The organism is Mesorhizobium yinganensis, assembly GCF_040081985.1.
In the GTDB taxonomy this organism is placed as follows: Bacteria; Pseudomonadota; Alphaproteobacteria; order Rhizobiales; family Rhizobiaceae; genus Kumtagia; species Kumtagia yinganensis.
On the sequence record NZ_JBEBMH010000013.1, the window covers coordinates 139,843 to 160,096 of the forward strand.

At 64.8% G+C, this 20,254-nt stretch carries 19 protein-coding genes; 10 read left to right on the plus strand and 9 right to left on the minus strand.

From position 1 onward, the window contains the following. Positions 1-25: 25 nt before the first annotated feature. The gene (locus tag ABMA59_RS22150; RefSeq protein ID WP_349007560.1) at positions 26-295 is read left to right on the plus strand and encodes a hypothetical protein; all 270 of its coding nucleotides are present in this window, start codon (positions 26-28) and stop codon (positions 293-295) included. On the opposite strand, the gene ABMA59_RS22155 is transcribed toward ABMA59_RS22150, so the two are convergent. The 5 genes from ABMA59_RS22155 to ABMA59_RS22175 form a co-directional block, all read right to left on the minus strand. Next, a complete protein-coding gene (locus tag ABMA59_RS22155) occupies positions 292-786 on the minus strand; it encodes a GNAT family N-acetyltransferase (RefSeq protein ID WP_349007561.1) in 495 nt (164 codons plus the stop codon). The genes ABMA59_RS22150 and ABMA59_RS22155 overlap by 4 nt on opposite strands. After that, complete coding sequence (gene tsaB / locus ABMA59_RS22160; RefSeq protein ID WP_349007562.1) at positions 786-1,478, minus strand: tRNA (adenosine(37)-N6)-threonylcarbamoyltransferase complex dimerization subunit type 1 TsaB; 693 nt, start codon at positions 1,476-1,478, stop codon at positions 786-788. The genes ABMA59_RS22155 and tsaB overlap by 1 nt, the downstream gene beginning before the upstream one ends. A 175-nt stretch (positions 1,479-1,653) precedes the next feature. Next, positions 1,654-3,831 (minus strand): malate synthase G, encoded by a 2,178-nt coding sequence (locus tag ABMA59_RS22165; protein ID WP_349007563.1) that lies wholly within the window; start codon positions 3,829-3,831, stop codon positions 1,654-1,656. 139 nt (positions 3,832-3,970) lie between these two features. Next, positions 3,971-5,983 (minus strand): hydantoinase/oxoprolinase N-terminal domain-containing protein, encoded by a 2,013-nt coding sequence (locus tag ABMA59_RS22170; protein WP_349007564.1) that lies wholly within the window; start codon positions 5,981-5,983, stop codon positions 3,971-3,973. Continuing rightward, on the minus strand, positions 5,980-6,183 hold the full coding sequence (locus tag ABMA59_RS22175; RefSeq protein ID WP_349007565.1) for a hypothetical protein: 204 nt from the start codon (positions 6,181-6,183) through the stop codon (positions 5,980-5,982). Before ABMA59_RS22175 ends, ABMA59_RS22170 begins: the two co-directional genes overlap by 4 nt. Positions 6,184-6,427: 244 nt before the next feature. On the opposite strand from ABMA59_RS22175, the gene gntR reads away from it, so the two are divergent. The 6 genes from gntR (at position 6,428) to ABMA59_RS22205 (ending at position 12,968) form a co-directional block, all read left to right on the plus strand. Next, entirely contained in the window at positions 6,428-7,459 is a 1,032-nt protein-coding gene (gene gntR, locus ABMA59_RS22180) for an HTH-type transcriptional regulator GntR (RefSeq protein WP_349007566.1), read from the plus strand. 239 nt (positions 7,460-7,698) lie between these two features. Next, the gene (locus tag ABMA59_RS22185) at positions 7,699-8,823 is read left to right on the plus strand and encodes a sugar ABC transporter substrate-binding protein (RefSeq protein ID WP_349007567.1); all 1,125 of its coding nucleotides are present in this window, start codon (positions 7,699-7,701) and stop codon (positions 8,821-8,823) included. Positions 8,824-8,890: 67 nt separating this feature from the next. Beyond that, the gene (locus ABMA59_RS22190; protein WP_349007568.1) at positions 8,891-10,438 is read left to right on the plus strand and encodes a sugar ABC transporter ATP-binding protein; all 1,548 of its coding nucleotides are present in this window, start codon (positions 8,891-8,893) and stop codon (positions 10,436-10,438) included. Then, a complete protein-coding gene (locus ABMA59_RS22195) occupies positions 10,435-11,415 on the plus strand; it encodes an ABC transporter permease (protein WP_349007569.1) in 981 nt (326 codons plus the stop codon). Before ABMA59_RS22190 ends, ABMA59_RS22195 begins: the two co-directional genes overlap by 4 nt. Next, positions 11,412-12,401 (plus strand): ABC transporter permease, encoded by a 990-nt coding sequence (locus ABMA59_RS22200; RefSeq protein ID WP_349007570.1) that lies wholly within the window; start codon positions 11,412-11,414, stop codon positions 12,399-12,401. Before ABMA59_RS22195 ends, ABMA59_RS22200 begins: the two co-directional genes overlap by 4 nt. 6 nt (positions 12,402-12,407) lie before the next feature. Continuing rightward, positions 12,408-12,968, plus strand: coding sequence for a gluconokinase (locus ABMA59_RS22205; protein WP_349007595.1), 561 nt, complete (start codon positions 12,408-12,410; stop codon positions 12,966-12,968). Positions 12,969-13,217: 249 nt separating this feature from the next. Here ABMA59_RS22205 and ABMA59_RS22210 read toward each other — a convergent pair whose 3' ends face one another. From ABMA59_RS22210 to ABMA59_RS22225, 4 genes are all read right to left on the minus strand, one after another. Next, positions 13,218-14,330, minus strand: coding sequence for a sulfate/molybdate ABC transporter ATP-binding protein (locus tag ABMA59_RS22210; RefSeq protein WP_349007571.1), 1,113 nt, complete (start codon positions 14,328-14,330; stop codon positions 13,218-13,220). A gap of 93 nt (positions 14,331-14,423) precedes the next feature. Then, entirely contained in the window at positions 14,424-15,335 is a 912-nt protein-coding gene (gene cysW / locus ABMA59_RS22215) for a sulfate ABC transporter permease subunit CysW (protein WP_349007572.1), read from the minus strand. Next, on the minus strand, positions 15,325-16,188 hold the full coding sequence (gene cysT, locus ABMA59_RS22220) for a sulfate ABC transporter permease subunit CysT (RefSeq protein WP_349007573.1): 864 nt from the start codon (positions 16,186-16,188) through the stop codon (positions 15,325-15,327). The genes cysW and cysT overlap by 11 nt, the downstream gene beginning before the upstream one ends. Then, positions 16,188-17,222, minus strand: a complete 1,035-nt coding sequence (locus tag ABMA59_RS22225) for a sulfate ABC transporter substrate-binding protein (protein ID WP_349007574.1) — start codon at positions 17,220-17,222, stop codon at positions 16,188-16,190. The genes cysT and ABMA59_RS22225 overlap by 1 nt, the downstream gene beginning before the upstream one ends. Positions 17,223-17,586: 364 nt before the next feature. Between ABMA59_RS22225 and iolE the strand changes: the two genes are divergently transcribed. The 3 genes from iolE (at position 17,587) to mocR (ending at position 20,246) form a co-directional block, all read left to right on the plus strand. Then, complete coding sequence (iolE, locus tag ABMA59_RS22230; RefSeq protein WP_349007575.1) at positions 17,587-18,504, plus strand: myo-inosose-2 dehydratase; 918 nt, start codon at positions 17,587-17,589, stop codon at positions 18,502-18,504. A 66-nt stretch (positions 18,505-18,570) separates the two neighbouring features. Then, positions 18,571-18,777, plus strand: a complete 207-nt coding sequence (locus ABMA59_RS22235; protein WP_349007576.1) for a helix-turn-helix domain-containing protein — start codon at positions 18,571-18,573, stop codon at positions 18,775-18,777. 2 nt (positions 18,778-18,779) lie between these two features. After that, on the plus strand, positions 18,780-20,246 hold the full coding sequence (mocR, locus tag ABMA59_RS22240; protein WP_349007577.1) for a rhizopine catabolism transcriptional regulator MocR: 1,467 nt from the start codon (positions 18,780-18,782) through the stop codon (positions 20,244-20,246). The last annotated feature ends 8 nt before the right edge of the window (positions 20,247-20,254 follow it).

The following is a 20,254-nucleotide window of genomic DNA, read 5'->3' on the forward strand; positions in this document are numbered from 1 at the left end:
GCCGTCACTTCGGTGGATTACAACCGTGGCGGCTGAAAACACGAAACCAGACCGGACGCAATTGGAAAACCGACATCGGCAAAACGGCGATGCGGAAGGTGCAAAACCTGACCGGAGCCATGTTCAAACCCGCCGCGAAGCAGAAAACCCGACGAAGGAAAACATTGCCGTCCTATTCGATGTCGAAAGACATGATGGCTCCGGCCTTGAACACGAGGGTCTTGCGGCAGAAGCCAGGATGTCGAACGAAACCAAATGTGACGGAATTGTGTCCGATCTGGCTGAAACGGCTTAGCGAAGATCGCGGCGCATGACAAGCGCGCCGGCGGCGTTGCGCTGTTCGCCGGCATAGTATTTTTCGCGCCGGCCGACCTGGATGAAACCCAGCCGCCGGTAAAGCGCAATGGCGCCGCTGTTGGTTTCGTCGACCTCGAGGAACAGTGCTTCGGCGCGACGCGCGTGGAGCTCGCGCAAGACCGCGTCCATCAACTGCCAGCCGAGACCGAGGCGGCGATGCGAGCGCGCCACCGCGACGGTCAGGATCTCGCCCTCGCCGGCGGCAAGCCGTGCCAGCACGAAGCCGACCGGCGCTTCCGCCCCGTGGCCGACCTCGCGCGCGACAAAGCCGAACGTCGTGTCCTGGGCGAGCAGCCCGGCGAACTCGCCGCCGCTCCAGGGCCGCGAAAAATCCTCGCGATGGATCGCGGCAACCGCCTCGGCATCGGCCGTCGTCAGCTTTTCGACGACAAAATCGCGCTGGCGCGGCGGCAGGAATGGAAAACGCATCAGCCCTCCCGTCTCGGCAGGATGAAACCGGCCTGCGGTTTCGCGTCTGGCTCGCGCAGATAAAGCGGCGACGGTTTTGTGGCCGACGGCCCTTTTGCCGCTGCGAGCCGGGCGTAGACGGCGATGTCGGCAGTGGCAGCTTTTGCGGCCACTGTCAAAGGCGCCGCCGAGAAGGCCGCAACCGCCTCAGCCGCGCTGCCTGCCAGCACCGCGCCATGGCCGCTCGCCAGATTTGCCGCTTCCCCCGCACGCATGATGGAGGGAGCATACAGCTCTTGTCCGAATTCATCGTAAACGGCGACCTGGACCAATGCGTCGGCATCGGTTGTGACGTTTCCCAGCGCGCTCATGATCTTGCGGGCGCCCACAAGGCCGCGCGCCTCCGCGGCGATCGCCTCAAGCGTATCGACGCCGATCGCCGGAATCTTCAGCGCCAGCGCAAAACCGCGCGCGGCCGATACGGCGACGCGGATGCCGGTGAAAGAGCCCGGGCCGATGGAGACGGCTGTCGCGTCGAGGTCCGCGTAGCCCTTTCCGGCCTCGGCCAGCGCCGCGTCGATCACCGCGATCAGATGCTCCGCATGGCCTTTGCCGAGGTCCAGCACCGAGCGGCTGAGTTCGCGGCCTTCACCGGACTCGTAGATGCAGGCGGCGCAGAGATTGGCCGAGCAGTCTATGGCGAGCAGGATCATGGGGCCGCCTTCTCCCTCCCCCTGGAGGGGAGGGTACCGAGCGAAGCGAGGCGGGAGGGGTCCGCGCTGCAGTGCGCGACACACATAAAGACGTCGTGCGCGGCCTTTGCGGCCCCTCCCGGCCAGCCTACGGCTGGCCACCCTCCCCTCAAGGGGGAGGGACAGGCCGCGCGCGTCATCTCGCCCGATCCTTCGTCTTCAACTCCAGCCGCCGCGCATGCAGCACCGGCTCCGTATACCCGTTCGGCTGCTCGACGCCCTTGAACACCAGATCGCACGCGGCGAGGAAAGCGATCGAATCGTCAAAGTATGGCGCCATCGGGCGGTAGTGCGGATCGTGCGCGTTCTGGCGGTCGACGACGCCGGCCATGCGTTTCATGGTTTCCATCACCTGCACCCGCGTGCAGACGCCATGATGCAGCCAGTTGGCGATATGCTGGGAGGAGATGCGCAGCGTCGCGCGATCCTCCATCAGGCCGACATCGTTGACGTCCGGCACTTTCGAGCAGCCGACGCCCTGGTCGATCCACCGCACGACATAGCCAAGAATGCCCTGAGCATTGTTGTCCAGTTCGTGCTGGATTTCCTCCGGCGTCCAGTTCGGGCGCACGGCGACCGGCACCGACAGGATATCGTCCAGCCTGGCGCGCGGCCGGGCCTTCAATGCTTCCTGAACGGCATGCACGTCGACCTTGTGATAATGGGTCGCGTGCAGCGTGGCGGCGGTCGGCGACGGCACCCAGGCCGTGTTGGCGCCGGCCTTCGGATGGGCGATCTTCTGCTCCAGCATCGCCGCCATCTTGTCGGGCATCGCCCACATGCCCTTGCCGATCTGGGCGCGGCCGGAAAGCCCGCAGGCAAGCCCGATGTCGACGTTCCAGTTCTCGTAGGCCGATATCCACGGCGCCTGGCGCATATCGCCCTTGCGGATCATCGGCCCGGCTTCCATCGAGGTGTGGATCTCGTCGCCGGTGCGGTCGAGGAAACCCGTGTTGATGAAGACGACGCGCTCCTTCGCCGCGCGGATCGCTTCCTTCAGGTTGACGGTGGTGCGCCGCTCCTCGTCCATGATGCCCATTTTTATCGTGTTTTCGGCCATGCCGAGCAGCTTTTCGACGCGCGAGAAGATCTCGACGGCGAAGGCGACTTCCTCCGGGCCGTGCATTTTCGGCTTGACGACATAGAGCGAGCCGGCGCGCGAATTGGCGCGGCGGCCGTTCGGCCCGGTGTCGTGCAGCGCGATCAATGCGGTGATCGCCGCGTCCATCATGCCTTCCGGTACCTCGCTGCCGTCGGAAAGCTGGATCGCCGGATTGGCCATCAGGTGGCCGACATTGCGCACCAGCATCAGCGAGCGGCCCGGCAGGGTGAGCTTGCCGCCATGTGGCGCCGTATAGTCACGGTCGCCGCTTAGGATACGCGTAAACGTCTTGCCACCCTTGGCGACTTCCTCGGCGAGGTCGCCCTTCATCAGGCCGAGCCAGTTGCGGTAGACGGCGACCTTGTCCTCAGCATCGACGGCGGCGACGGAATCCTCGCAATCCTGGATGGTGGTCACGGCCGATTCCAGCACCACGTCGGCGATGCCGGCGGGATCGTCCTTGCCGATCGGCGAAGAGGCGTCGATCACGATCTCGACATGCAGGTTGTTCTTGCACAGGAGTACGCTTTTTGGCGCCGACACGTCGCCGCGATAGCCCGCCAGTTGCCCGGCGTCCTTCAGCCCGACAGCCCGGCCGTCCTCTACAGCGACTGCCAGGTTTCCATCCACGACCGACAGGTTCTTCGCATCGCTCCAGCCCGCGCCGTCGAGCGGCACGCTCTCGTCCAGAAACGCCCGCGCCCAGGCGACCACCGTCTCGCCACGCTTCGGGTTGTAGCCCTTGCCCTTTTCCGCGCCGTCCGTCTCGGCAATGGCATCCGTGCCATAGAGCGCGTCGTACAGCGACCCCCAGCGCGCATTGGCGGCATTGAGCGCATAACGCGCGTTCATCACCGGCACGACAAGCTGCGGCCCGGCGATATTAGCGATCTCGGGATCGACATTCCCGGTCGAAATACTGAAGTCCGGCCCTTCCGGCAGCAGATAGCCGATCTCGGTCAGGAAAGCGCGATAGACGGCGAGGTCGACCGGCGCGCCGTTTGCACGATGCCAAGCGTCTATTCTGTGCTGGAGTTCGTCGCGCCTGGCCAACAGCGCGCGGTTCTTCGGCGCAAGATCATGGACCAGCGCGGAAAACCCATCCCAGAATGCGGCGGCCTCGATGCCGGTGCCTGGCAGCGCCTCGCCGATCACGAAATCATGCAGGATGCTGTCAACGCGCAGTCCGGCAACGGACGTCCATTCCGTCATCTCAAAAAGTCCTCGCGGTCAGTTTCGTCTTGGGTTTCAGGGCTTTGGCACGCCTCAACCGGCTGGTCAATTCGTCAAGCGGCCTAAACGGAAAAGCGGCCGTTTTACCCGGCGAACGCTCGGACCGCGGCACGGCAGTTCACGCCGCGATGCGTGGCCTTCCTGTCGCCACCGCGACGATGCGCGCCTCGATGAACATGCGCTGGCCCTCGATCGTCGAGGTCCGGATATCGCGCGATACCGCGACCTCGGCCATGTCGGTGCCGGCAACTTTTGCGCGCTCGGACGCCAGTTCGCGCACTTTCGCTTCCGCTGTCGAGACGGCGGCGTTCTCATCGGTGAAGTCGCGCATGACATCGCCTGCCGATAGGCGAAAAAGCCCTTCCTTCGGCTGGCTCACAAGTGCTTCGGCCGAGACCCGCACCTGGCCGACCACGGCACCCAGAGCGTTGGCGACATCGGTGTCTACCGGCACATCGCAGCGATTGCCGATCAAGGGCGGCAGGCCGGCATAGTGCAGCGGAGCCGATGCTCCGAGCCCGATCACCGGCCGGTCCAGCGCGACGGTGAAGCGGGCAATGCCCTCCTGTCCATCCACGGCCCGCTGCACCAGGGCATGCGCGACCGTCGCCGCACCATCCAGCCCGTCCTCGGCGAAGGCGGTCTCCAAGATCACTTCGGCGGAAAGCCGGGTCACCGCGGCCAGAACACGCTCCGAGATCGCCTCCGGCGTCTCGGCAATCGGCTGGCCGCGCCCGTCGCGGCGGCGGGCGAACAGTTCGGCTCCGAGTCGCGCGGTGCAGGCGTCCCAGTTGGCCTGCCGGCCGAGCGTGTGGGCGGCGTCCGACGGGGTGAAGCCGCAGATATGCACCAGGCCGCGCGACACCAGCCGATTCAGCGTCGCCATCTGCGCCGTGGAGGTCAGTAGCGTGTCGAGCGGCAGCGGCACAACGCCGATGGCGTCGTAAAGTTTTTGCTCAGGTCCGGTCAGGCCGGCCGCAAGCCGCTCCGGCACACCGGTGCGCATCGCGAGGCGCCCATCCATGCGCCCGGGGTTGGGCGCGCGCAACTGCCGTTCCAGATGTTTTGTTACCGCTTCACCATGTGCCTGCCCGGCCAGGGCCAGCGGCACCAGGCGGCGCGGGCCTAGCAATATCTTCGGCGTCAGCGCGCCTTCCTCCAGCCGTACCTCGGAATCGCCGCCGAGGCCGAACGTGCGCATGGCGACTGCCTCGACCATGGTACGAAAACCGCCGACCGTGGCACCCTCGGGATCGAGCCGCGGCCGGCCCCTGTCCAGCACCGCGACATCGGTGGTCGTGCCGCCGATGTCGGAGACGACGGCATTGTCGAGGCCGGTCATGTGGCGGGCGCCGACGAGGCTGGCCGCCGGCCCGGAGAGAATCGTCTCGATCGGCCGCTGCCGGGCAAACCCCGCCGACACAAGCGCACCGTCGCCACGAACCACCATCAGAGGCGCCGCGATGCCCCGTTGCTCAAGGAACCCCTCCGTCGCCGCCACCAGCCGGTCGATCATCGAGATCAGCCGCGCGTTGAGCAGCGTGGTCAGAGCGCGGCGCGGCCCGCCCAGTTTAGACGAAAGCTCGTGGCTGGCCGTGACCGGCAGCCCGGTGCGCTCGCGGATAAGATCGCGTGCGAGAATCTCGTGGGCCGGGTTGCGCGTCGCGAAATAGGCGCAGACGGCGAAACCCGACACCGAACCGCCCAGCGCCGGAAGTGCGGCCTCCAGCGGGCCGAGGTCGAGCGCCCTGGCGTTGCCGTGCACGTCGTGGCCGCCTTCGCAGACGATCAACGGATCGCCGCCGAGCGCCTTTTCCAGACCGTCGCGCGCCAGATCGGCGGGCGCGAAGCCGATCATCACCAGCGCCACCCGGCCGCCCTGCCCTTCGACCAATGCGTTGGTGGCGAGCGTCGTGGACATGGACACGAGTTTGATCGATTTCGGGTCGGTCCGCGCCTTGTCCAGCACGGCATCGACGGCTCCGCCGATCCCGACCGCAAGGTCATGACGGGTGGTCAGCGCCTTGGCCTTGGCGGCGACGCCGGCCGTTTCGGACCATAGAACGGCGTCCGTGTAGGTGCCGCCGGTGTCGATGCCCAGATAAAGCGCCGGCGCTGTCGTCGATGTCATTGTGCGATCATTTCCTCCTGCTCGACCGTCAGCGGTTTCACGCCCGGCGGCAGCGGTTCGGGTTTTTCATCGGCCGAAATGTCGCCTTGGGGCACGTTGCCGGTCGGAGCAGGATCGGGCGTCCGGCCTGCACAGCCGCTCGCAAGCGCCGCCGGCAGTATGACGCTGATGACCAGGGCAAGACGAAAACTTGGGGACATGGGTAAGGCAGATGCGCAGAGGAAGGTGGCGGTCCAGCTTTGGCCACGGAAGGTTCAATGCCGGCTTCTAACGTATTGGCGCCCGGCCCGCCAGACCAAGCCGCGATTTGTCGCCCGCCATCACCGGTCCACAAGCCGTTTCGTTTCCGGCCGCTGCGTGCAAATCGCTGACGCACATGTTATGTTAGCGCTAACCGTCGCGTGATAGGGAGCGGCGGTTGTGAGGGATAAGGACAATTCTTCGATGAAGAGCCGGTCCCGCCGTGGCGGCGGACGCCCGACCATCGCCGATGTGGCAAAGCTTGCCGGCGTCAGCGCCATCAGCGTTTCGCGCGCCCTGCGCGAGCCGGGCCGTGTCTCGGACGAACTGCGCCGGCAGATCGAGGCGGCGGTGGAAACGCTGGGCTACGTGCCCGATCCGAACGCCCGGGCGCTCGCCTCGGCGCGCGCCGACGTCATCGGCGTGCTGGTGCCGTCGCTGACCAACAACGTGTTCGCGGATGTGGTACGCGGCATCTATGACGGGCTCGGCGACCGCAGCTTCCAGATCCAGATGGGCAATACCCACTATTCCGGACTGGAAGAGGAACGCCTGCTTCAGGTCTTCCTCGGCCAGCGCCCGGCGGCGCTCATCGTCTCTGGACTTGACCAGACGCCTGCCGCGTGCAAGCTGCTGGAAGGCGCGGGCTGCCCGGTCGTCCAGATCATGGAGATCGGCGATCATCCGGTCGACATGATGATCGGCTTCTCGCATTTCGAGGGCGGGCGTGTCGCCACCCAGCACATGATCGACCGGGGCTACAAGCGCATCGGCTTCATCGGCGCGCGCATGGATCCGCGCTCGCAGCGCCGCCTTGCCGGCTACCGCGCCGCCGTCGAGGCGGCCGGCCTCTACGATCCTCGCCTAGTCAACACGACGCCGGCTCCGTCCAGCGTCTCGCTCGGCTGCGAGCTGCTGCGCGACACCCTGGCGCGGACGCCGACGCTGGACGCGGTGTTCTGCAACAATGACGACCTCGCGCTCGGCGTTCTGTTCGAATGTCACCGCGCCGGGATCGAGGTGCCGCGAAAGCTCGGCATCTGCGGCTTCAACGATCTCGAAATGATGCACGTAGCCTTCCCGTCGGTCACCACCATCCGCACGCACCGCTACGAGATCGGCCGGCGCGCCGTCACCATGGCACTGGAAAAGCTGAGCGGAAACAACGTCGAGCCCGCTGTGCTCGATCTCGGCTTCGAACTCAAGATTCGCGAAAGCACTGCCGGGCCGCGATAAAGCAAATCTCCAAGTCGTCACATTCAAAAACCCGCTTTACAGGCGAATGTGGTAGCGCTACCATCTTGATCGTTGCCGGCTTTCGGGAGGAACCATCGGCTGGCATCCGACCAAGGACTCGTCGGCGACCCAGGGCCAGGCAGGCGATGAGAATGCCTTAAGGCATCCGCGCTTTGCAGGGCGCACGGATCGGGACGTCTCCCGTCGCCGCCGTTTCATCAAATTCTGGGAGGAATTCTATGATCAGGTCACTCGTCGGCGGTGTCATTGCCGCCACCGCGCTTACACTCGCCTCCACCGTCGCCTTCGCCGAGCCGGAAGTCGTCACTGGACCGGCCGCCGATGCCGGCTGCTTCGTGCCGTGGACAGCGGAAACCAAGTTCTTCAAGTTTCCGAAGAAAGAAGGCCCGTACCGCATCGCGTTGGCCAACGGTTATATCGCCAATACCTGGCGCATCCAGATGATCCAGACCGCGAAGGCCTATGCCGCGCAGCCCGACGTCGCCGCGAAACTGAAGGAATTCAAGGTCGTGTCGACCGGCGAGGACGTGCCGGCGCAGATCTCGGCGATCAACAACTTTATCGATTCCGGGTATGACGCGATCGTCGTCAACGCCCAGAACCCGACAGCATTCGCGCCGGTCATCAAGCGCGCCAAGGAAGCCGGCGTCGTGCTGGTCGCCTTCGACAACATTCTCGACACCGAAGACGCCATCAACGTCAATGTCGACCAGAAGGGCCTCGGCGTGCTCTGGGCGAACTGGCTGATCAAGAATGTTCCGGATGGCGGCAAGGTGCTTGAAGTGCGCGGCGTCGCCGGCACGTCGGTCGACACCGACCGCCATAACGGCATCCACGAGACGCTGGATGCCTCGGGCAAGAAGTGGGAAGTCACCGAGGTCGTCGGCAAGTGGGACGACGGCGTTGCCCAGAAGGCAACTGCCGACGCAATCGCCACCAATGGCCCATTCGCGGGCTTCACCGCGCAAGGCGGCGACACCGGCGTCGTGCAGGCGATGATGGATGCCAAGCACCCGTTCGTGCCGTTCGGCGGCGAGACGGAAAACGGTTTCCGCAAGTTCTGCGCGAAATTTGCCGGCGAGGGCCTGAAGTGCTCGTCGGCCGGCACCGGCCCAGCGCAGGTGGCGGTGGCGATCAAGACGGCGATTACCGCGCTCGAGGGCGAGGTCGTGCCGCAATCGGTCAAGCTGCCGCTGGCCATCGTCGAGGATCCGAACTTCAAGGAAGGGTCTGACTACTTCCCCGACCAGTCGGACAACTTCTTCGTCGGCAATTCCTTCCCGACCTGCGGCATCAATTTCACGGCGCAGGAAATCATGGGCCAGTCCAAGGAAAACCAATAGACTTCATCTCGTCGGCGCCGCGGCCATCCCGCGGCGCCGAACCGAACAAGAGCCTTGGGAGGGGCCGATGGACGGGGCGGTTCCGCTCTTTCGCATGGAAGGCATATCCAAGCGATACGGTGGCGTTCGGGCGCTGGAAAAGGCCGAACTCAGCGTCAGGCCCGGCAGCATCCACGCCATCCTTGGCGAGAACGGCGCCGGCAAGTCGACGCTCATCAAGATCATGGCAGGCGTCGTCGCGCCGGACGAAGGCCGCATGACGATGCAAGGCCGCGAGGTGAGTTTCGCGTCGCCGGCCGCCGCGAACCAGGCGGGCATCGTCTGCATCTTCCAGGAATTGTCGCTGATCCCCGAACTCAGCGTCGCCGACAACATCGTCATCTCGGACCCGCCGAAGCGTTTCGGCATGATCGATCGCAAGGCCCAGCGGCGCATCGCGGAGGACGCGCTCACCAGGGCGGGCGCCGGCGACATCCATCCCTCGGCGCTGGTTAAGGACCTGCCGCTGTCGCGCCGCCAGATGGTCGAGATTGCCAAGGCGCTGGCACGCAAGCCGCGCATCCTGATCCTCGACGAGGCCACATCGGCGCTGACCGCGACGGACGTCTCGAAGATTTTCGGCGTGCTGAAGCGGCTGCGGGCTGAAGGGCTGGCGCTGCTCTACATCTCGCACCGCATGAACGAGATTGCCGAACTGGCCGACGAATGCACCGTGTTCCGCAATGGCCGCAATGTCGCCACCTATACGGCCGGCACGAAATCCGACACCGAGGTCGTCGAGATGATGATCGGGCGCGAATACAGCCACGTCTTTCCGCCCAAGCCGAAGCTCGGCGGCACCGACAAGACGCCGGTGCTGGAATGCAAAAACCTCTGCTGGACCGACCGGCTGAACGATATATCGCTGAGCGTGCGGCCTGGAGAGGTCGTCGGCCTCGGCGGTCTCGACGGGCAGGGTCAGCGCGAGTTGCTGCTCGCCTTCTTCGGCGTGCTGCGGGGGCTTTCCGGCCAGGTTCTGATCGACGGCAAGGCGGTGTCGATCGCCAGCCCGGCGGCGGCCAGAAAGGACGGCATCGGCATGGCGCTGATCCCCGAGGACCGCAAGACCGAGGGTCTGATGCTGCCGATGACGGTGCGCGAAAACCTGTCCTTCTCGGCGCTCGACCGGTTGTCCAAAGGCGGCATCATCGACCGCGCCGCGGAACAGCGGCACATTGACGACATGATCAAGCTTCTGGCGATCAAGACCGCCGGGCTCGATATCCCGGTCGGCGCACTGTCGGGCGGCAACCAGCAGAAGGTGGTCATAGCCAAATGGCTGATGCGGGGGCCGCGCATCATCCTTCTCAACGATCCGACGCGCGGCATCGATGTCGGCACCAAGCAGGAGTTGTATCAGCTCCTGCGCAAACTGGCCGACGCGGGCGCCGCGATCCTGTTCTACTCGACCGACTATGACGAGCTGATCGGCTGCTGCGACCGGGTGCTGGTCCTCTATGATGGGGCGGTCAAGCGCGAGTTGGTCGGGGCCGAGATCACCGAACGCGCGCTGATCGCCAGCGCGCTCAATATCCACGGCGGAGAGGCCGGCTTGAGGCAGGGAGCGGTCGCGTGAAGGACTGGCGCTATTGGCTCGCCGAACAGCGCGGCACCCTGCTGGCCGTCGGCATCTTTGTTGTGATGTTCATCATCTACGCCTCAAATCATCCGGCCGGCCTCACCGCCAACGTGGTGCAGACCGCTTCCAACAAGGGCGTGCTGCTCGCTTTCGTCGCGATGGCGCAGACGCTGGTGGTCATCACAGCCGGCATCGACCTGTCGGTCGGCATGATCTTCATCCTGACCAATTGCCTTGCCTCCTGGCTGGTCCTCGGCACACCCATGGAGACGGCTTTCGGCGTCGTCGCCGTGCTGCTGACCGGCGCGATCTGCGGCGCGGTCAACGGGGCGATCGTGATCTACGGGCGGCTGCAGCCCATCGTGGCGACCATTGCGACCGGTGCTGTCTATTTCGGCATAGCCTTGTTGCTGCGGCCGTTTCCGGGAGGCTCGGTCAATGAGGATCTCGCGGATGCGCTGACCGGACGGCTGTTCGGGGTGATCCCGTCGAGCCTCGTCGCGCTGCTGGTGGTGGTGCTTGTCATCTGGGTGCCGTTCAGCCGCTCCGTGCTCGGGCGCGCGGCCTATGCGGCGGGCTCCTCCGAGACGGCGGCCTACATGTCCGGCGTTCCGATACGCCGCGCCAAATTCGCCGCCTATACGCTTGCCGGACTTCTTGCGGCCATCGGCGGGCTGTTCCTGACCTTCTTCACCTATACGGGCGAAGCGGCCTATGCGAGCGGCAATGCCTATACGCTGTTTTCGATCGCCGCCGTGGTGCTGGGCGGCGTGTCGCTGTTCGGCGGCAGGGGCAGCGCAATCGGCGCAATCTTCGGCGCGCTCGCTTTCCGCACCATTGGCGACCTGCTCTTCGTGTTTGATTTTGATCCGCTGTGGCAGCCGCTGTTCCAGGGCGTGGTCCTGCTGATCGCCGTCAGCCTCGGAGCCTTCGCCCTGTTCAGGGTGCGCAACAGACTGGAGTGGTTCGGATGAGCGCCACCACGACCACGGGCCGCTTCGCCGGCCGTATGCCGAAATTCATCCGCCGCGCCGATCCCGCGGTCGCGACCTCGTTTGCCTGCATCATCCTGCTGCTGTTCCTGGGCAGCCTCTATTCGTCGAGCTTCCTGTCGCCCGAATATCTCCTGCAACAGCTGAAGGTCGCCTCGTTCCTCGGCGTCATCGCGACCGGCATGATGATCGTTATCCTGTTGGGACAAATCGACCTTTCGGTGCCCTGGGTGGTCGCGGTCGGCGCCATGATGGCCTGTGCCGCCGCGGCCTACGGGCCGGTCGGGGTGTTCCTCGCCATACCCTTCGGCATCCTCTGCGGCGTGCTGATCGGCCTCGTCAACGGCATCGGCGTCGCCTATCTGCGCATCCCGTCGATGATCATCACGCTTGCCACCAACGCGGTCGCGCAGGGCCTGATGGTCGTCTATACGGGCGGCTTCTCACCGCAGGATTCGGCGCCGGCGGCGGTGCGCTATCTCGCCACCGGTTTCACCATTCCCGGTGTGCCGAACGCGGTCGTGATCTGGGCGCTGATCGGCGCGGCAACGGTCTTCGTGCTCACCCGGACGAGTTTTGGCCGGGCCGTCTACGGCATCGGCAACCGTGAGCGCGCGGCCTACCTGTCGGGCATCGACACGCGGCGTATCGTGTTGATTGCATTCGCCGTTTCCGGCGGATTGTCGGCCTTCGGCGGGGTGCTGCTCGCCGGCTATGCGTCGAAGGCGGCCCAGTCGATGGGCGACGCCTATCTGCTGCCGGCGATTGCCGCGGTGGTACTTGGCGGAACGTCGATCCTCGGCGGCCGCGGCTCCTATCTCGGCACCGTGGCAGGTGTCATCCTTATCACGCTGCTGCAATCGATCCTGTCGGTGATGCAGATGCCGGAAGCCGGGCGCCAGATCATCTATGGCATTGTTATTGTTGCGATGTTGCTGCTCTACGGCCGCAGCCCGGCGAGCCGCTGAGCGATGATGAATTTGCAAAACCTGCCCGGTCGAATGGGACCGAAGGGACCCGTCGCGGCAATCGTCGTGATGGGCGTCACCGGTTGCGGCAAGACCGTCGTGGGAGAGGCTATCGCGCGGCTTCTCGGCTGGCTTTTCATCGAAGGCGATAGGCTGCATCCTTCTGAAAACGTTTCGAAAATGTCGCGGGGCGAACCTCTGACCGACGCGGACCGCGAGGGCTGGCTCAACGCTATCGGGGCCGCGATCGCGGGGGGCACCAAGGATGGAAACGGTGTCGTGGCGGCCTGTTCGGCGCTGAAACGCCAGTACCGCGACCGGCTGCGGTCGTTCGAGCCGAACATCCTTTTCGTGCATCTCGCGATCGACCGGGAAACCGCCTGGGAACGGGTCAGCAGCCGCAAGGACCACTTCATGCCGGCAAGCTTGGTCGACAGCCAGTTTGCCGCGCTGGAACCACCGCAGGCTGACGAATTCGCTATGAATTTGAATGGGTTGGAGACAATAGACGTATTGTCGACGCTGGCGGTGGACCGGGCTCTCGCCGGTCAACGCCAGCCGATCTGACCCGGTATTGGCCTCGGTGCGCGGTAGCGCGTTATCGTAGAGGCGCACTCAGGCGGTCACCTTAGGCAGCCGCGGCAAGTTCGGAAATCAAAGTGATTTCAATGATTTGACGTAAAACGACGGGAAGAAAACCGTTTTGCGCTGACGCACCCCCCTCGCGAGCTTGCCGCGAGGGGGTTTTCACATGTTTCGGGCAGACGGCAGGGATCGTTTTATGCCAGAAGCATGGCGTCATCCCTGCCGCCGGAATCAGCTCCCGGTCAGAGCCAGCGGCGGGGTCTCTTCCGGCTGGCGGCGGACGATGCCGGGATGGCTTTCGCCATTGCCGTCCGGAAAAACCTTCCAGCGGCGTGGACGGAAGGCGATGCGGCTCTTGTTCGCCGCCGGGTGCTCGATCGGCAATTCGATCTCGACCCGATGCCGCTCGCCGCCGATCTCCAGTTCGACATGCCGCGTGCCGGCGACGCGGCGGGTGGCCGCGACAGTGCCGGCGATGCAGCCGCCACAGCCGTCCAGCAATTCCACCTCGTGCGGCCGGAAGAACAGCGTCGCCGGACCATCCGGCACATTGGACGCCGTCAGGCCGAGCGCCCGATCCTGCAGCCACAACTGTCCGCCCTCGACGCGCACCGGCAGCGAGCTTGAATCGCCGATGAAGCCGTAGACGAAGGGCGAGTTCGGCGTGTCGTAGACTTCGTCGGACGTGCCGACCTGCTCGATGCGGCCCTGGCTCATGACCACGACGCGGTCGGCGAGTTCCAGCGCTTCCTCCTGGTCGTGGGTGACGAAGACGGTGGTGTGGCCGGTCGTGTCGTGGATCTCGCGCAGCCAGCGGCGCAATTCGCGCCGCACCTGCGCGTCGAGCGCCCCGAACGGCTCGTCGAGCAGCAGCACTTTCGGCTCGATGGCGAGCGCTCGGGCCAGCGCCACGCGCTGCCTCTGGCCGCCGGAAAGCTGGTTCGGATAACGCTTCTCCAAGCCGGAAAGCTGGACGAGGTCGAGCAATTCCGAGGCACGGCGGCGGATTTCGGCCTTGGGCGGCCGCGAGGCGCCCGGACGAACTTTCAGGCCAAAGCCGATATTGTCGGCGACCGTCATATAGCGGAACAGGGCGTAATGCTGGAAGACGAAGCCGACATTGCGTTCCTGAACGCTCTTTTGGGAGGCGTCGTCGTCTCCGAAGAAGATCGCGCCCTCGGTCGGCCGCTCCAGCCCGGCGATCAGGCGCAGCAGCGTCGTCTTGCCCGAACCCGACGGTCCGAGAAGCGCAATCAATTCACCTGAGCGGATGTCGAGCGAAACGTCGCGCAGCGCCGGGAACCGGTCGAATTCCTTGCGGACATGGCGGATTGAAACGTCCAAAGAGCGCTCCTGGTTCTAGTTCATGTTCCGCATGACCTAATCCGAAAAGTCTGCAACTTTTTGCTGCGCTGACCTTCGGTTCGGGGTCATGCTTTAATGCTTGGCGACCGCGGCGATCTCGTCGCCGTAACGGTATTCGAGGACGGATTTCAGCACCAGCGTCACCAGCGCAAGCGCCGCGAGCAGCGTCGAGACGGCGAAAGCCGCCACGAAATTGTACTCGTTGTACAGGATCTCGACATGCAGCGGCATGGTGTTGGTCAGGCCGCGAATGTGGCCGGACACAACCGAGACCGCGCCGAACTCGCCCATGGCACGGGCATTGCAGAGCAGCACGCCGTAGAGCAGGCCCCATTTGATGTTGGGCAGCGTCACGTACCAGAAGGTCTGCCAGCCGTTCGCGCCAAGCGAGATCGCAGCCTCCTCATCGCCGGCGCCTTGGTCCTGCATCAGCGGGATCAGTTCGCGCGCAACGAAGGGGAAGGTGACGAAGATGGTGGCGAGCACGATGCCCGGCACGGCGAACAGGATCTCGATGCCATAAGATTTCAGCCAAGGCCCGAGAAAGCTATTGGCACTGAAGAGCAGCACGTAGACGAGGCCGGAAATGACCGGCGAAACCGAGAAAGGCAGGTCTATCAGCGTCGTCAGGAACGCCTTGCCCTTGAACTCGAATTTTGCAATCGCCCAGGCGGCCGCGACGCCGAAGACCAGGTTGCAGGGCACCGCGATGGCCGCGACCAGCAGCGTCAGCCGGATTGCCGACAGCGTGTCGGGCTCGTTGAGCGCAAAAAAGAACTCGCCGGCGCCCTTGCGGAACGCCTCGAAGAAGACGGAGACCAGCGGCAGGATCAGGAACAGCGCCATGAAAATCAGCGCAACGGCGACCAACACCACCTTTGTGGCGGTCGATTCCGTCGTCGCTCGCACCGGCTTGCTCACCGGCGCAAGCGTACCAGCCCGCGAGCGGTTCGGCAAAGGTCCGCTGACTGCTTCAACCGCCATGACCGTACCTCTTGCGGCTCCAGGCCTGGATGAGATTGATGACGAACAGCATGAGGAAGGAGATGACCAGCATCATCGCCGCGATCGCCGTCGCCCCGGCATAGTGGAATTCCTCCAGCCGGATGATGATCAGCAGCGGCGCAATCTCCGAGACATAGGGGATGTTGCCGGCGATGAAGATCACCGAGCCGTACTCGCCGACGGCCCGGGCGAAGGCTAATGCAAAACCGGTCAGCACCGCCGGCGCGAGGCCGGGTAGGATGACCCGCGTGATCGTCTGGAAGCGCGTGGCGCCCAGCGTGGCCGCCACTTCCTCGACCTCCTTGTCGATCTCTTCCATGACCGGCTGCACCGTGCGCACGACGAAAGGCAGGCCGATGAAGATCAGCGCCACGACGATGCCGAGCGGCGTGAACGCCACCTTGACGCCGAGCGGCGCGAGCAACTGGCCGATCCAGCCGTTGGGCGCATAGATGGCCGCCAGCGCGATGCCCGCCACCGCGGTGGGCAGCGCGAAGGGAAGGTCGACAACCGCGTCGACGATGCGGCGGCCGGGGAAGCGATAACGCACCAGCACCCAGGCGATGATCACGCCGAAGACGACGTTGACCAGCGCGGCGATCAGCGCCGTGCCGAAGGAAACCTTGAGCGCGTTCAGCGTGCGCCCATCCATGGCGATCGCCCAGAATCCGGCCCAGCCAAGCTCGGTGGTGCGCCACACCACGCCGGCGAGCGGGATGAGGACGATCAGCGTGAGGTAGGTAACCGTAAAGCCGAGCGTCAGCCCGAAACCCGGGATGACGCTCGGCCTACGGAAATGCCAACCGACGCTCGAAGCGGCGGCGGTCGCCATCAGTTCGAGGACGCGGGCTTGTAGATTTGATCGAAGATGCCGCCGTCACCGAAGTGATAGGGCTGCGCCTTTGCCCAGCCGCCGAACTGCGGATCGTCGATCGTCACCAGGTTGAGTTTCGGGAAGCGCTCCAGCTCGGCGGCCGGCACCAGCTCGGGCTTCGACGGACGATAGAAATTGCGCGCCGCAATCTGCTGGCCTTCCTCCGAATAGAGATACTGGAGATAGGCCTCCGCGACCTTGCGGGTTCCCTTGGCATCGACATTGGCGTCGACCACCGCGACCGGCGGCTCGGCCAAAATCGACTGCGGCGGGATCACCGTGTCGAACTGGTCGGCGCCAAACTCCTTGCCGACGAGGAACGCCTCATTTTCCCAGGCAAGCAGCACGTCGCCAAGCTGGCGCTGCGCAAAGGTCGTAGTCGAGCCCCGGGCGCCGGTGTCGAGCACCGGAACATGACGGAACAGCTCCGCGACATATTCCTTCACCTTGGCCTCGTCGCCGCCGTATTCCTTGTTGGCCCAGGCCCAGGCCGCCAGATAGTTCCAGCGGGCGCCGCCGGAGGTCTTCGGGTTCGGCGTGATGACCTCGACGCCGTCCTTTACCAGATCGCCCCAGTCCTTGATGCCTTTCGGATTGCCCTTGCGCACCAGGAAGACGATGGTCGAGGTGTAGGGCGAGGAATTGTGCTCGAACTTGCCGCGCCAGTCCGCATTGATCTTGCCGCCGTTCTTGACGATGGCATTGATGTCGCTTTCCAGCGCCAGCGTCACGACGTCGGCGTCGAGCCCGTCGATCACCGCGCGGGCCTGCTTGCCGGAACCGCCATGCGAGGTCTGGATGGTAACGGTCTCGCCGGTCTCCTTCTGCCAGTGCGCGGCAAAGGCGGCGTTGTATTCCTTGTAGAGTTCGCGCGTCGGATCGTACGAGACGTTGAGAATAGTGGTGTCCGCGAAGGCGAAACCAAGCCCACCGAACTGGACCGAACCCGCGATAAGCGCCGATAAAAGGATGGATCTGCGATTGAGGGTCATGTGGTGCCTCCGTTTCGATAACGAACTTACTCTATCTGCTGGGTAGAGATTACGGGCGTAGCAAAATCCCCAAACTTGGAATTCGTTCCGCATTTTTCGCGCTGCCGGCGGGCGCTCACGGAAATTTTTTTCTCCGGCCACTAAGCCAGCCTCGCACCAGCGACCTGAACGCCGGCCATCACCTGCCGCCTGCGACACCCCTTTCAGGCAGCCTTTCAGGTCCTTTTCCGGCGCGAACAAATATCCACATGCAGAGTGGTTCCACCAAATCAAGATAAACCGGACCTAGCGATGGGTCCTGCCGGCTGCAACTCTGCCTTCCAGGCAACTCTGCCTTCCAGCACGAAACCTGTGAAAGACCCATATGAGCGTCAGGATCGGCATCAATCCCATCACCTGGACCAATGACGACGTGCCGGAACTCGGCGGCGACACGCCGCTGGAGACCTGCCTCTCCGAGATGGCGCAGGCCGGTTATCGCGGCACGGAGCTGGGCGGAAAATTCCCGCGTGAGGCGGCGACGCTCGGGCCGATCCTGGCGGCCCACGGGCTCGAACTGGTTTCCGGCTGGTATGACGGGCGCATCCTCGAGCGCGGGGTCGAGGAGGAGTTCGAGGCGATCCGGCCGCATCTGACCCTTTTGCGCGACCTCGGCGCAAAACACGTCGTCTATGCCGACACGTCGCGCGGCCGGCATGACGGCATTTTCGCGCCGATCTCGCAGCGTCCAAAACTCGCCGAAGACGAATGGCCGGCCTATGGCCGCAAGATCACAGCGTTGGCCGAGCGCATGGCGGATTTCGGCGTCGGCATGGCCTTCCACCATCATATGGGAACGATCGTCGAGACCGACGCGGAGATCGGCAAATTCATTGGATCGACCGGCGAGGCTGTCGGGCTGCTCTTCGACACCGGCCACTGCCTGTTTTCCGGCGGCGACCCGGCTTCGCTTCTTCAACGCCATATCGATCGCGTGGTCCATTTCCACTGCAAGGACGTGCGCCGCCCGGTGCTGGAAAAGGCGCGGCGCGAAGACATGAGTTTCATGGCCGCGGTGATGGAAGGCATCTTCACCGTGCCCGGCGACGGTTTTGTGGATTTCCAGTCGCTGCTTAAGCTGCTGGCGGAGCGGGGTTATGACGGCTGGTTCGTAGTCGAGGCGGAGCAGGACCCGGCCAAGGCGCATCCGCTGACTTATGCGACAATGGGCTGCCGCTCGCTGTCGGCAGCGGCGCGGGCGGCGGGCTTCGAGGTGGTCGAGCGGGCGGCGCATCACCGATGATACCACCCCGTGCATTTTTCAACGCATGAAGGCACGATAACGATCCGTGACGGGAGGTTTGAAAACATGGCGTTCGAAACGGCACTTGGCGCGGAGCGGCTTTGCACGATCAAGGAGATCGCCGCGAAATGCGGCCTTGGCGCGGGCACGGTGCATCGCGCGCTGAAGGGCGGCAAGTCGGTGCACCGCGACACCTACCCGCTGGTCCTCGAGACGACGCGGCAGCTCAACGAGGACAAGATCATGCGCGCGGCCCGCCTCGCCGGAGGATAGGGATGGCCGACCACATGCGCCTGTCGCTGGACATCATGTCGGTCGACCGCCAGTCGGCCGAGCCGATGCACCGGCAGATCTACAGCGCGCTGCGCCGCTACATCCTCGAAGGTCAGATCCAGGCGCAGACGCTGCTGCCCTCGACCCGCTCGCTCGCCGAGGACCTGAAGGTCGGCCGCAACACCGTCATCGCCGCCTACGACCAGCTTTTGTCCGAAGGTTTTATCGAAGCGCGCGGCGGCTCCGGCACATGGGTGGCGCCGATCCAGCAGAACCGCGGCGCCGCCGCTCCGAGCAAGCCGGCCTGCAATGCGCGGCGCCTGTCGCGGCGCGGCCAGACCATCGTCAACGGGCCGCAGCCGCCACGCAACGCCGGCGTCATCAATTTTCATCCCGGCGTGCCGGAGACCGACTCCTTTCCGTTCTCGATCTGGAGCAGCCTTCTGGTGCGCAATTCGCGCAGCCGCGACGAGGCGCTGCTCGGCTATATCTCCTTCGCCGGCCATGCCGGCCTGCGCCAGACCATCGCCAGTAACATCAGCCTGTCGCGCGGCATAAACTGCACCGCCGATCAGGTGGTCGTCGTCACCGGCGCGCAGGCCGCACTCGACCTCGTGGCCCGGGTGCTGGCCGACGAGGGCGACGATGTCTGGATGGAGGAGCCCGGTTATCTCGGCGCCAAAAGTGCCTTCCTCGCCGCCGGGGCGCAGCTTGCGCCGCTGAAGGTCGACCGGCGCGGCTGGAACCTTTCCGATCCTGACCTGCCGAGCCCTCGGCTGATCTACGTCACACCGTCATGCCAATGGCCGTTCGGCACGATCATGCGCATCGAGGAACGGCTGCAACTGCTCGACATCGCCGAGCGCAGCGGCGCCTGGATCGTCGAGGACGATTATGACGGCGAGTATCGGTTCCGCGGCCGGCCGGTGCCGGCGTTGCGCGGCCTCGATCACACCGACCGCGTGGTCTATATCGGCAGCTTCGGCAAGACGCTGATCCCGGCGCTGCGCATCGGCTACCTGATCGTGCCGCGCGAGCTGTCGGAATCCTTCGACCGCGCCGTCTCGATCACCGGGCAGTTCGCGCCGCTGCTGTTGCAGGCGACCGTCAACGACTTCATCAAGCAGGGTTATTTCGCCACGCACCTGAAACGCATGCGCAGGCTCTACGCACGCCGCCAGGCAAATTTCGTCAAACTCTGCGAAGATCATCTTGGCGACTGGATCACGGTGCGCGAGAACGATTCCGGCATGCAGTTGCTCGCCAGCTTTCGGCGGCCGTTCAAGGACAGCGACGTGGTCGCGGCCGCGCTGCGCGAGGGGTTGGACGTGCAGGGCATCTCGATCAACTACCACTCGACCGAGCCGGAGCACGGGCTGCTGCTCGGTTATGCCGCGATGGACGACCGGCAGATCCTGCGCGCCGTGCTGGCGCTGCGCGCGGCGTTCATGCGGCTGGAGCGGTCATGAACGACGCG